Consider the following 12,171-nt stretch of genomic DNA (forward strand, 5'->3'; position numbering starts at 1 on the left):
ATCGCCGCGCCGGGTTTCGTCGCATGTGCGCCCGGCAGCGGGGTCAGCAGGTGCCCGCCGGTTTCCGTCTGCCACCAGGTGTCGACGATCGGGCAGCGCCCGCCACCGACCACGTCATTGTACCAGTTCCACGCCTCCGGGTTGATCGGCTCGCCCACCGTGCCGAGGATTCGCAGCGAGGATAGATCGCATTTCGTTACGAATTCGTCACCCTGGCCCATCAGCGCGCGAATCGCCGTCGGCGCGGTGTAGAACTGGTTGACCTTATGCTTCTCGCAGACCTGCCAGAAGCGGCTGGCATCGGGATAGGTCGGCACGCCCTCGAACATCAGCGTGGTCGCGCCATTGGCCAGCGGCCCATAGATGATGTAGGAGTGACCCGTCACCCACCCAACATCTGCCGTGCACCAATAGACGTCGCCCGCGTGGTAATCGAACACGATCTCATGGGTCAGGCTGGCGTAAACCAAATATCCACCTGTCGTGTGCACAACACCCTTGGGCTGCCCGGTCGAGCCCGAGGTATACAGGATGAAAAGGGGATCTTCGGCATTCATTTCGGCGGGGCGGCAGTAATCGTCGGCCTCCAGCGCCATCTCGTTATAGTCGTAGTCGCGCCCGTCCACCCAGGTGGTCTGCCCGCCGGTGCGCTTCACGACCAGGCATTTGACGTCGTCCTTGCAATGCAGCAGGGCCTTGTCAGCATTGGTTTTCAGCGGGGTCTTGCGGCCGCCGCGGGGGGCCTCGTCGGCGGTGATGACGACCTTGGCGTCGCAGCCATTGACGCGCGCGGCCAGCGCATCGGGCGAGAAGCCGGCGAAGACGATGGAATGCACCGCACCGATGCGCGCGCAGGCGAGCATGGCATAGGCGGCTTCGGGGATCATCGGGAGGTAGATGATGACCCGGTCACCCTTGCGCACGCCGAGTGACTCCAGCACGTTCGCCATGCGGCAGACGCGGCGGTGCAGGTCGTTATAGCTGATCGACTGCGCGGGCTCGTTGGGATCGTCGGGCTCGAAGATGATGGCGGTCTGGTTGCCGCGGGTTTCCAGATGGCGGTCGATGCAGTTGGCGGCGACGTTCAGCGTGCCGTCGCGGAACCACTCGATCGACACCTGGCCCAGGGTGAAATCGACGTTCTTGATCTCGGTCGGCTGCTTCATCCAGTCGATGCGCTGCGCCTGTTCGGCCCAGAAGCTCTCGGACTCCGTCACGGATTGCGCATACATCGCCTCGTATTTCGCAGCGTCCACATGCGCCTGGGATACGATGGTGGCGGATGGGGGGTAGCTGGCGGCCTTGGCGGGCGTCTGATCGGTCATGAAGGTCCTCCCTTTGAGAAGTCACGCTGTGCCGGAATACGTGCCGTAGCGTCACCGGCTGATACGCGCACTTTAGCGACCATTGAAAAAAAATGAATAAGCACCGTAAAAATAATGGTTTAGCTGTAAATAATTTTCAGGTGCGCTTGGCAATCTGTAAATGAATTTGCGGCCCGGCCCAAAATCGCCGTGTTTTCAAAGTCAATCTCCGGGTTTGCTAAGTTAGCTGATTTATTCCCGCAGCGGCTAATCCCTGCAAAACCCTGACCCGCGTCGGGTGTGACAAATCGCTGCGGTATGCCAATGTATACCGCTAACGGTTCCACCCCGGCGCGAATCCCGCGCGGGTGATAAAGGCTTGAACCCGTCGGATGATCCTCTACGCTTCGCAGCAAGGCGGAAAACCGCCGTACAACAAGGAGGAGAATACCCATGTCCCATCTCACGGCAAAACTGCTGTGCACGGCGATCGCCTGCACGTTCGTCACCGAGGCGGCCGCCACCGAATGGAACGTGTCCGTCTGGGGCAAGCGCCGCGCCTTCACCGAACACATCCACAAGATCGCCGAACTGGTCGAGCAAAAGACCGACGGCGGATTCACCATGAATATCAGCTATGGCGGCCTGTCCAAGAACACCGAGAACCTCGACGGCATTTCCATCGGCGCCTTCGAGATGGCGCAGTTTTGCGCCGGCTACCACGCCGACAAGAACCGCGCGATCACCGTGCTGGAACTGCCCTTCCTCGGCGTTGCGAACCTTGACGAAGAAGTCGCCGTCAGCCACGCGGTCTACGCCCATCCCGCCGTCGCCAACGAGATGGCGCAGTGGAATGCCAAGATGCTGATGACCTCGCCCATGCCGCAATACAACCTTGTCGGCACCGGCGAGGCGCGTGACGAGCTGTCGGAATTCGACGGCATGCGGGTGCGCGCGACGGGTGGTCTGGGCGATGCGTTCAGTGCCGTGGGCGGCGTGCCGACCTCTGTGACCTCCTCCGAGGCGTATCAGGCGATGGAGTCGGGTGTCGTCGACACCGTGGCCTTTGCCCAGCACGCGCACCTGTCCTTTGGCACGATCAACCAGGCGGCCTGGTGGACGGCGAACCTGAACCCCGGCACGGTGAACTGCCCGGTCGTAGTGAACATCGACGCCTACGAGTCGCTTTCGGATGCGGAGCGTGAGGCGCTCGACAGCTCGGTCGACGAGGCGATTGCCTATTATCTCGAAAACTACGGGGAACTGCTGAAGCAGTGGGATGACGTGCTGGCCGAGAAGAACGTGGAAAAGGTCATGATCTCGGACGAGGAACTGAGCAAGTTCAAGGAGGTCGCCGGCAAGCCGATCCATGACGCATGGATCGCCGAGATGTCCGCGCAAGGCCTGCCCGCGCAGGAGCTTTACGACCTCGTCTTTACGACCCTCGACGAGGTGCGCGCCTCGAACTGAGGCCGCCCATCCCGCCCCGGCATCCGTTCGGGGCGGGCAACGAAAACAATGACGGAGGGGTGAATGGCCGGAGCAGCATCGGTTCTGGAGGATGGCAGCCTGTTGTCGCGTTGCGATCGCGGCCTGCAGAAGCTTGAATGGGGCATGGCCTTCGTGTCGGGTATCGGCGCTTTCGGGCTGATGGTGCTTGCGGTGGTGTCGGTGACCGGGCGCAACCTGTTCAACGAGCCCTTGCCGGGATATGTCGACTGGATTCAGACGGCGATGCCGCTGATCGCGATCTTTGGCATTGCCTACGTGCAGCGCAATGGCGGCCATATTCGCATGGACATCCTCGTTGGGCAGCTCAAGGGGCGGCCCTTGTGGCTGGCCGAGTTCGTCACGACCTTGGCGGTTCTGGTCCTGATGGTCCTGCTGGTCTGGGGCACTTGGGCGCATTTCGACCGCAGCTTTGACTGGAACGCCCCGAATTTCAGCCGCGACAGTTCGATCGATATCGGCTTGCCGATCTGGCCGGCCAAGCTGGTGGTGCCGGTGGCCTTCTCGGTCATGTGCCTGCGGCTTGTCCTGCAATTGTGGGGCTATGGGCGGGCTTTCCTGTTGGGGCTGTCCGAACCCGTCGCCGTGCCGCTGGTGCTCAGCGCCGCCGAGATCGCCGCCGCCGAGGCGGATCAAGTACAGGGGCACGACTGATGGACGGTGTTGAAATTGGCCTGTGGGTCACGGGGGGCATGTTCCTGCTGGTCGTGCTGGGCATGCGCGTGGCCTTTGCTGCCGCCTTTGCCGGTGTGGTCGGCCTGATCTGGATCTTCTGGGAGAAGAAGTCCTACGACCCCGAGCAATTCGGCTGGGCCTTGACCGTCGCGGTCAAGACGGCGGGGCAGGTGCCGCATGGCAAGGTGGCAAGTCAGGCGCTGAGCCTGATCCCGACCTTCATCCTGATCGGCTATCTGGCCTATTACGCAGGGCTGACGCGCGCGCTGTTCGAGGCGGCCAAGCGCTGGATCGCATGGGTGCCGGGCGGCCTTGCGGTGTCGACCGTATTCGCGACCGCCGGTTTCGCCGCCGTGTCGGGGGCGAGCGTCGCGACGGCGGCGGTCTTTGCCCGCATCGCCATCCCCGAGATGCTCAAGATCGGCTATGACAAGCGGTTCGCGGCGGGGGTCGTGGCGGCAGGCGGGACGCTGGCCAGCCTGATCCCGCCCTCGGCCATCCTTGTGATCTACGCCATCATCGTCGAACAGGACGTGGGCAAGCTGCTGCTGGCGGGCTTCATTCCGGGCATGTTCTCGGCCATTGTCTATGCCGCGCTGATCATCGGGCTGGCTCTGGTCCTGCCGAATTTCGGCCCGCCGGTGCGCGGGTTCACGTGGAGGCAACGCTTTGCCGCGCTGCCGCCTGCCTTGCCCATCGTGGCGGTGGTCGTGATCATCATCTTCTTCGTCTACAACCCGTTTGGCGGCGATGCATGGGGGACACCGACCGAGGGCGGGGCCATCGGCGCGTTCATCGTCTTCCTCATGGCGGTTTTTCGGGGCATGCGCCTGAAAGAGCTCAAGGACGCGCTGGTCGAGACGGCGAAACTGTCGATCATGATCTTTTCGATCATCTGGGGGGTGCTGATCTATGTACGCTTCCTCGGCTTTGCCGACCTGCCCAACGCCTTTGCCGACTGGATCACCTCGCTGCACTATTCGCCCATGCTGATCCTCGTCTGCATCCTGTTGGCCTATGCAGTGCTGGGCATGTTCATGGATGCGATCGGGATGCTGCTGTTGACCCTTCCGGTGGTCTATCCTGCGGTCATGGCCCTGAACGGGGGCGAGACGGTGGCGGCGGCGGACAGTGCCTTTGGCATGTCGGGGACGATGTGCGCGATCTGGTTCGGCATCCTCGTGGTCAAGATGGCGGAGTTCTGTCTGATCACGCCGCCCATCGGGTTGAACTGCTTCGTCGTGGCAGGCGTGCGCCCGGATCTGAGCGTGCAGGACGTGTTCCGGGGGGTGACGCCGTTCTTCATCGCCGACGCGGTGACCATCGCGCTCTTGGTGACGTTCCCATGGATCGTGCTCTGGCTGCCATCGCTGGCCTGAGCCGGTTCCGGCGTGACAAAAGCCCCGGCCTTGCCCGGGGCTTTTCATTTTCCGGACGTAGGTAGAACGCTCCGGCGGCCTAAGCGCCGCTCCGCTATGCGTCAGACCCGTCATCCTTGTCACGCTGCCGGGCCGTGAGGGACGCGGGGCGGCTCCGCCCGGAATCGGTCTTCCGCTTGGCGGCTGGTGGCGCTAGCGTGCCGTCAGAGGGAGGACCACCATGAAAAGTCTCGACGCCAAGCTGGCCCGTATCCGAAGCGGCCAATATACCGCCCGGGATTTCATCATCGCCGACGCCAAGGATGGCGACATGGCCTTTGGCGCCGTGGTTGCGGGAACCGATGCCAATGGTAAGGCCAAGCCGCTGCGCGCCTATCGCGACGACATGATCCGCGTGACGCAATCGGGGTTGGTCGACATCATGCTGATGTCGCTTTCCTCGACTGAGGTGCTGACCCGCGAAGGGGCCTTTGCCAACACGCCCGTCACGCCGGCGGCGCGGCTGAACGACACCACCGATATCTGGCACGCGCGCGGTGCGGTCTACCCGTCGCATCCGGCGCGACAATTCCGCAGCGCCCGGCTGGACCGCGTGCGCGCCGTTGCGGATCTGGGTCTGTTCTCGGTGACCTTTTACAACGATCTCGACCGGGATATCGCCATGCTCGAAGCGTATAGCCGCTTCCGGGACGAGGCGACGGCGGCGGGCATGCGCCACTTCCTCGAAGTCTTCAACCCGCAGATCCCCGTCGAGTGCCCGGATTTTGCCGCCTATAACAACGACATGATCGCGCGCTGCCTCGCAGGTGTCAGCCATATCGACCGGCCCGTGTTTCTCAAGGCGGCCTATAACGGCCCCGCCGCGACCGAGGAAATTGCCGGCTACGATCCCGAGAACCTGATCTTCGGCATCCTTGGCGGTGGCGCAGGCACCACCCGCGACTGTCTGGAACTGATCAAACAGGCCGAGAAATACGGCGCGCGCGTCGCGCTGTTCGGGCGCAAGATCTATCGCTCCGAGGATAGCCTCTGCATGCTGCGCGCCATGCGCCGCGTGCTGGAAGAGGGGGTGACCTCGGAAGAGGGGGTGAAGGCCTATCACGGTGATCTGCAGGCGGCGGGCATCGCGCCCTTTCGGTCGCTCGACGATGATCTGCAAGTCACCGAGGACATCCTGCGCCCGAACATCGCCTGATGCCCGGCGGGTTTCTGGCGGCGGGCACATGGGTTGTCGACCGCAACATCACCGTCGATCACTGGCCGGGTGAGGATATGCTCGCCACGGTCACGGAAATCGTCCCGGCAGGGGGCGGCCCGGCCTGCAACTTTGCCTGTGACCTCAAACGGCTCGACCCGGCCATCCCGGTCGAGACCCAAGGGCTGATCGGCGCGGGCGAATGGGGGGATTTCCTGCTGAACGTGGCGGATGCCCACGGCATCACCCATCCGAACCTGCACCGCACCGCTGAGGCGCAGACCCAGATGACCGACGCCTATCTGTCGGCCAAGACCGGGCGGCGCACGCATATCCTGTTCCCGGGCACCGGCGCGCTGCTTTGCCCCGATCACATCGTGCCAGAGGACAGCGACGCGCGCTTCTTTCACCTTGGCCTGCCGGGTATTCACCCGCGCATGGATGCGCCTTGGGGGGACGACTCCAATGGCTGGGTGACCTGCCTGCGCCGGGCGCGGGCGGCGGGGATGCAGACCAATCTCGAACTTGTCACCGCGCCCGACGAGACGATCCGCCGGATCGTCCTGCCCTGTTTGCCGCATCTCGATACGCTTGTGGTCAACGACTCGGAAATCGGCGCGCTGGCCTCCCGGATCACCGTGACCGACGGGGTGACCGATATCGCCGCTGTCGAAGTCGCCGCGCGCGAGGTGCTTGGGAAAGGGGCGATGGAGGTGGTCGTCGTGCATTTCACCGCTGGGGCGGTGGCCGTCACCCGGGACGGCGCTCTGCACCATCCCTCGGTCCGGGTGCCCGACGACCAGCGCGTGGGCGCGAACGGGGCCGGGGATGCGTTTGCGGCGGGGTTCTTTTACGGGCGGTATCACGACCAGCCGCTGTCGGACTGTCTTGCGATGGCGCATGCGACGGCTGCGGCCAGTCTCAGGGCGGCGGATACCTATTCCGGGGTCGACGGCGCCAAGGCCTGTCTTGACCGCGCCAACCGTTGGGGCTGGCGCGAGATGGGGTAGGATGGGTGATCACCCATCCTACTTGAAAGATCAGACCGCGACGGCCTCGGCCTCGGCCTGCGTCGGTTCCTTTGCGCCGGTCATGAAGGCGACGGCATCCGACATCGAGTATTTCTTGGGATCGACCACGCAGAGCCGCTTTCCCAGACGGTGGACATGGATGCGATCCGCCAGTTCGAACACATGCGGCATGTTGTGCGAGATCAGGATGATCGGAATGCCGCGCGACTTCACGTCCTGGATCAGTTCGAGCACTTTGCGGCTTTCCTTCACCCCTAGCGCTGCCGTCGGTTCATCGAGGATGATGACCTTGGACCCGAAGGCGGCGGCGCGGGCCACGGCCACGCCCTGACGCTGGCCCCCGGACAGGGTTTCCACCGCCTGGTTGATGTTCTGGATGGTCATCAGGCCCAGATCGTTGAGTTTTTCGCGCGCGATCCGCTCCATCTCCTTCTTGTCGAGCCGCTTGAACAGCTGGCCCATGAGGCCCTTCTGCCGGATCTCGCGCCCCATGAACATGTTGTCGGCGATCGACAGGGCAGGGGACATGGCCAGCGTCTGGTAGACGGTCTCGATCCCCGCTTCCCGCGCGTCGATGGGCGACTGGAACTTGACGGGCTTGCCGTCCAGTTCCACGGTCCCTGCATCGGGGATCACGGCGCCCGAAAGCGCCTTGATCAGGGTGGATTTGCCCGCGCCGTTGTCGCCGATCACCGCGAGGATTTCCCCCGGCATCAGTTCGAAGTCGCAATTGTCGAGCGCCGTGACCTTGCCGTAGCGCTTGGTCAGGTTGCGGCCTTTCAGGATGGGTTGTGTCATTTGAATATCCTCCCCGAACGCTCAGGCGGTGACTTTGCGGATCCACTGATCCACGGTGACAGCGGCGATGATCAGCACGCCGATCAGCAGGTAGGTCCATTGCGGGTCAGCCCCGGCCATGCGCAGGCCCAGTTCGAACACGCCGACGATCAGCGCCCCGAAGAAGGCCCCGATGATCGAGCCACGCCCGCCGAACAGCGAGATGCCCCCGATCACCACAGCGGTGATGGACTGGATGTTGCCGATCACACCGGTCGTGGCGGATGGCGAGACAGAGCCGTAGCGCCCGATCATCACCCAAGCGGCGAGACCGCAGATGAACCCCACCAGCATGTAGACCGACATCAACGTCTTGTGGACATTCACGCCTGCCAGTTCTGCCGCCTCCGGGTCATCGCCCACGGCATAGACGTGGCGGCCCCATGCGGTCGAGCGCAGCGCATAGGCAAGACCGAACACCAGACCGATCATCAAGACCACGCCAAGAGTGAAGATCGCGCCGCTGATATTGATCTTGGTGCCCAGGAATTGCAGGAAGGCGGCCTCGGCCTCGATATCCTGGCTGCGGATGGTTTCATTGTTGGAATACAGGTAGTTGGCGGCCAGAACGATCTGCCACATGCCCAGCGTCACGATGAAGGGCGGCAGCTTCATGCGGCTGACCAGCCAGCCGTTCACAGCACCAATCGCGGTGCCGACGGCCAGACCGGCGGCGACGGCCACAGGCGCGGGCAGCCCGTAGCGGAAGGTGAACTGGCCCATGACGACGGTGCACAGCACCGCCAGCGCGCCGACCGACAGGTCGATGCCTGCGGTCAGGATGATCAGGGCCTGCGCTGCGGCCAGAACGCCCACGATCTGCACCTGTTGCAAGATCAGCGTCAGCGCGAAGGGCGAGAAGAAGCGCGACCCTAGCAAGAGGCCGAAAATGATGATGGCCGCCACGAGCACGATCAGCGGCACGATGGCCGGGTTGACGTGCAAGGCGTGCTGGAACTGGCCGACGAAGCCCTTCTTGGTGTCGGCAAAGGATGCCACTTCGGTTGATGCTCCGCTTGCGGCGGCTTCGTAGTTGTCCGAGTTGGACATGTCTGCCTCCCCTCTCCAAGGCGCGGGCGGCTTTGGCCGCCGGAATAGAAAACGGGGAGCAGGCAGGCGCCTGCCCCCCGGATTGTCGTGTTGTCAGGCTGTGGCCGGGCAGGGGCCGTATCCTCCCCCAAATGCCCGGTCTTGGGCGGGTCGCGGGGCGCGCCACTGGCAGGCCCCGGGGCTTCGCCCGTAATTGCCTCAAACTCTCCCCCGGAGAGTTTGTCGGGGCGTCATTGACGCCCCGATCCGGCAATTACCCCCAGCACTTGTCCATGCCTTCGGCGGTGTCGATGGACTCGACGCCCTCGGCGGGCTTGTCGGTCACCAGCGCCACGCCGGTGTCGAAGAAGTCCTTGCCATCGGTCGCTTCCGGCTTGGTGCCGTCCTTCGCCCAGGCTGCAATCGCTTCGATGCCCAGCGAGGCCATCAGCAGCGGGTACTGCTGCGAGGTCGCGCCGATCACGCCTTCCTTGACGTTCTGCACGCCGGGGCAGCCGCCGTCGACGGACACGATCAGCACGTCATTCTCACGGCCGATATCCTTCAGCGCCTCATAGGCACCTGCGGCGGCGGGCTCGTTGATGGTGTAGACGACGTTGATCATCGGATCTTTCGCCAGCAGGTTTTCCATCGCCTTGCGGCCACCTTCTTCGTTGCCGGCGGTCACGTCGTTGCCGACGATGCGGGGATCATCCTCGTCGCCCCACTTGTTGGGGTCCTTCACGTCGATGCCGAAGCCGGTCAGGAAGCCCTGATCGCGCAGAACGCCGACGGTGGGCTGGGAAATCGCGAGGTCCAGCATGCCGATCTTGGCGTCTGCGGCGGCGTCGCCCAGCGTTGCAGCGGCCCACTTGCCGATCAGCTCACCTGCAAGGAAGTTGTCGGTGGCAAAGGTCATGTCGGCGGAGTCGATCGGGTTCAGCGGGGTGTCGAGCGCGATGACCAGAAGGCCGGCGTCGCGGGCCTGCTGCACCGACGGCACGATTGCCGAGGTGTCGGACGCGGTGATCAGGATACCCTTGGCACCGTTGGCGATGCAGGTCTCGATGGCCTGAACCTGGGTCTCGTTGTCGCCGTCGACCTTGCCCGCATAGGCGTTCAGCTCGATGCCCAGCTCCTCGGCCTTGGCCATTGCGCCTTCGCGCATCTTGACGAAGAACGGGTTGGTGTCGGTCTTGGTGATCAGGCAGGCCGAGGTCATGCCGTGGCTGCCAGCCGTTGCCGCGCCAGCAATCGCGGTGAAGGCCAGAGCAGATGCGCCGAGCGCAAGGGTTTTCTTCAGAGTTTTCACGATAATCCTCCCTAAGGTCGTGTGAGCAGGGCCGCTTGCCGTTCAAACAGGCATCTTGCCGCCTCTCTCAGCGTTAACAAACGCGGATTCGCGGCGGCTGTCAATAAATAAATCTCAGTGAATTATTATTGACAGAAGGTCGCACTCGGGGTCAGTGTACGGGCAGGGAGGACGTCGCGTGAATACCAAGGACGCGGTGCAAGTCACTGACAATAATTTAAAATTTGTTGCTCGGGGCACCAATCAGGGGCTCATGCGGGCCCAGAATGAACGGCTGGTTCTGACGATTCTGCGCCGTCATGGCCCTATGGCCAAGGCGGATCTGGCCCGATCCACCGGTCTGTCGGCGCAGACCGTTTCCGTCATCATGCGCAAGCTCGAAGACGAGGGCCTGCTGGCCAAGGGCGAGCCGGTGCGCGGGCGGGTGGGTCAGCCCTCGGTGCCGATGCGATTGGCCGAAGAGGGGGCGTTTTTCGCGGGTCTCAAGATCGGGCGAAGGTCGGCGGATCTGGTGCTGACGGACTTCCTCGGCCATGTGCGGGCGCGGGCGCGCATCACCTATGCCTATCCGACGCCGGATGCGACGGTGCGCTTTGCCCGCGAAAGCTTTGGCCAGTTGGCCGCGCAACTCAGCCCGGCGCAGCGCGACCGCATTGGCGGGCTGGGTGTGGCGATGCCGTTCCAGCTTTGGGACTGGGCGGTGTCACTGGGGCTCGACCCGCTCAAGATGTCGGACTGGCAAAGCCGCGACATCTGTGCCGAACTGGCCGATGATCTGGCTTTGCCGGTGTTCATGCAGAACGACGCGTCGGCGGCCTGCGGGGCAGAACTGGTCTTTGGATCGTCGGATCGCTCTCCGGATTTCCTGTATTTCTACATCGGTTACTTCGCGGGTGGCGGGGTGGTGCTGGACAATCAGCTGTTCACCGGACGCACGGGCAATGCCGGGGCACTGGGCTCGATGCCGGTGCCGCAACCGGGCGGGGGGACGGTCCAGCTGATCGACATGGCTTCGCTATGCGTGCTGGAACGCACGATGTCCGAGGATGGTCACGACACCGCCTGCCTGTGGGAGCCGCCCGCCGCATGGGAGGTGCCGACCGACCTGCTGGAGGATTGGGTGACGCGTGCCGGGGCCGGGCTGGCCCATGCCGTTGCCTCGGCGATCTGCGTGCTGGACCTGCCCGAAGTGCGGATCGACGGCTGGATTCCGCATCCGGTCCGGGCCGGTCTCGTCGCTGCGGCCTCCGAGGCGCTGGCGCGCATGGACCTGTCGGGCGTGGTGCCGCCGCGGGTCCTGCCCGGCAGTGTGGGGCCGGATGCGCGCGTTCTTGGCGCGGCGAGCCTGCCCCTGTCGGACCGTTTCCTGATCGAGTGACAGGTCTGTAGGATGGGTTTGACCCATCCGCCCTCATTTATCCTGCAACAGCGCCGTCAGCCCGGATTCGAGGTGCGCGAACGCGGCGCCGAGCCGCGCTTCGATCTCGTCTTGATAGGCTTGGGCCAAGGGCAGCAGTTCCGCCATCAGTTCGCGCCCGCGCGGCGTCAGTTTCAGGCGGACAAGGCGGCGGTCGCCCTGATGCTGCGTCTTGGTCACGTATCCTTGCGCTTCCAGACGTGTCGCGGCCCGGCTGACCTTGGATTTCTCCATCGCCACGCGCGCCTCGATATCGCGCACCGACACATCCTCGGCGGTCGCCAGATGCACCAGCACGCGCCATTCCGGGATCGAGATGCCGAACCGGTCGCGATATTGCCGCGCCAACTCCTCCGAGGTGCGCTGCGCCGCCACGGCCAGCCGATAGGGCATGAAGCGCGACAGGTCGAAATCGGGCAGGGGAACGTTTTCCGTCATATCAAAGCCTTAGCGAAAGGTCCGTGGCATATGCAACAATTATCG

Annotated in this window: 12 protein-coding genes; 6 read left to right on the forward strand and 6 right to left on the reverse strand. The window is 63.9% G+C overall.

The genetic code is table 11. The features are described 5' to 3' along the window. A partial coding sequence (locus D8Z78_RS18245; protein ID WP_128910847.1) for an acetate--CoA ligase occupies positions 1–1,325 on the reverse strand: 1,325 nt, incomplete at its 3' end. Positions 1,326–1,444: 119 nt separating this feature from the next. After that, positions 1,445–1,759, reverse strand: a complete 315-nt coding sequence (locus D8Z78_RS18250) for a hypothetical protein (protein ID WP_128910848.1) — start codon at positions 1,757–1,759, stop codon at positions 1,445–1,447. Between D8Z78_RS18250 and dctP the strand changes: the two genes are divergently transcribed. The 5 genes from dctP (at position 1,758) to D8Z78_RS18275 (ending at position 7,072) form a co-directional block, all read left to right on the forward strand. After that, the gene (dctP, locus tag D8Z78_RS18255) at positions 1,758–2,774 is read left to right on the forward strand and encodes a TRAP transporter substrate-binding protein DctP (RefSeq protein WP_121633838.1); all 1,017 of its coding nucleotides are present in this window, start codon (positions 1,758–1,760) and stop codon (positions 2,772–2,774) included. The two genes, D8Z78_RS18250 and dctP, sit on opposite strands and share 2 nt — an antisense overlap. Before the next feature lie 63 nt (positions 2,775–2,837). Beyond that, positions 2,838–3,467, forward strand: coding sequence for a TRAP transporter small permease subunit (locus D8Z78_RS18260; protein ID WP_121633836.1), 630 nt, complete (start codon positions 2,838–2,840; stop codon positions 3,465–3,467). Beyond that, positions 3,467–4,867, forward strand: coding sequence for a TRAP transporter large permease (locus D8Z78_RS18265; protein ID WP_121633834.1), 1,401 nt, complete (start codon positions 3,467–3,469; stop codon positions 4,865–4,867). The genes D8Z78_RS18260 and D8Z78_RS18265 overlap by 1 nt, the downstream gene beginning before the upstream one ends. Positions 4,868–5,087: 220 nt before the next feature. Next, the gene (locus tag D8Z78_RS18270) at positions 5,088–6,062 is read left to right on the forward strand and encodes a beta/alpha barrel domain-containing protein (RefSeq protein WP_121633832.1); all 975 of its coding nucleotides are present in this window, start codon (positions 5,088–5,090) and stop codon (positions 6,060–6,062) included. Then, on the forward strand, positions 6,062–7,072 hold the full coding sequence (locus D8Z78_RS18275; RefSeq protein ID WP_121633831.1) for a carbohydrate kinase family protein: 1,011 nt from the start codon (positions 6,062–6,064) through the stop codon (positions 7,070–7,072). The genes D8Z78_RS18270 and D8Z78_RS18275 overlap by 1 nt, the downstream gene beginning before the upstream one ends. A 30-nt stretch (positions 7,073–7,102) precedes the next feature. Here D8Z78_RS18275 and D8Z78_RS18280 read toward each other — a convergent pair whose 3' ends face one another. The 3 genes from D8Z78_RS18280 to D8Z78_RS18290 form a co-directional block, all read right to left on the reverse strand. Beyond that, a complete protein-coding gene (locus D8Z78_RS18280) occupies positions 7,103–7,891 on the reverse strand; it encodes an ATP-binding cassette domain-containing protein (protein WP_121633829.1) in 789 nt (262 codons plus the stop codon). Between the two features lie 21 nt (positions 7,892–7,912). After that, on the reverse strand, positions 7,913–8,980 hold the full coding sequence (locus D8Z78_RS18285) for an ABC transporter permease (protein WP_121633827.1): 1,068 nt from the start codon (positions 8,978–8,980) through the stop codon (positions 7,913–7,915). 253 nt (positions 8,981–9,233) lie between these two features. Next, positions 9,234–10,271 (reverse strand): sugar ABC transporter substrate-binding protein, encoded by a 1,038-nt coding sequence (locus tag D8Z78_RS18290; RefSeq protein ID WP_420824327.1) that lies wholly within the window; start codon positions 10,269–10,271, stop codon positions 9,234–9,236. 253 nt (positions 10,272–10,524) lie between these two features. On the opposite strand from D8Z78_RS18290, the gene D8Z78_RS18295 reads away from it, so the two are divergent. Beyond that, positions 10,525–11,649, forward strand: coding sequence for an ROK family transcriptional regulator (locus D8Z78_RS18295; RefSeq protein WP_121633825.1), 1,125 nt, complete (start codon positions 10,525–10,527; stop codon positions 11,647–11,649). A 33-nt stretch (positions 11,650–11,682) separates the two neighbouring features. On the opposite strand, the gene D8Z78_RS18300 is transcribed toward D8Z78_RS18295, so the two are convergent. Continuing rightward, positions 11,683–12,126: a MarR family winged helix-turn-helix transcriptional regulator gene (locus D8Z78_RS18300; RefSeq protein ID WP_121633823.1), complete on the reverse strand. Its 444-nt coding sequence runs from the start codon at positions 12,124–12,126 to the stop codon at positions 11,683–11,685. Positions 12,127–12,171 lie beyond the last annotated feature (45 nt).

The organism is Tropicibacter alexandrii (assembly GCF_003667315.2).
GTDB classification, from domain to species: Bacteria; Pseudomonadota; Alphaproteobacteria; order Rhodobacterales; family Rhodobacteraceae; genus Tropicibacter; species Tropicibacter alexandrii.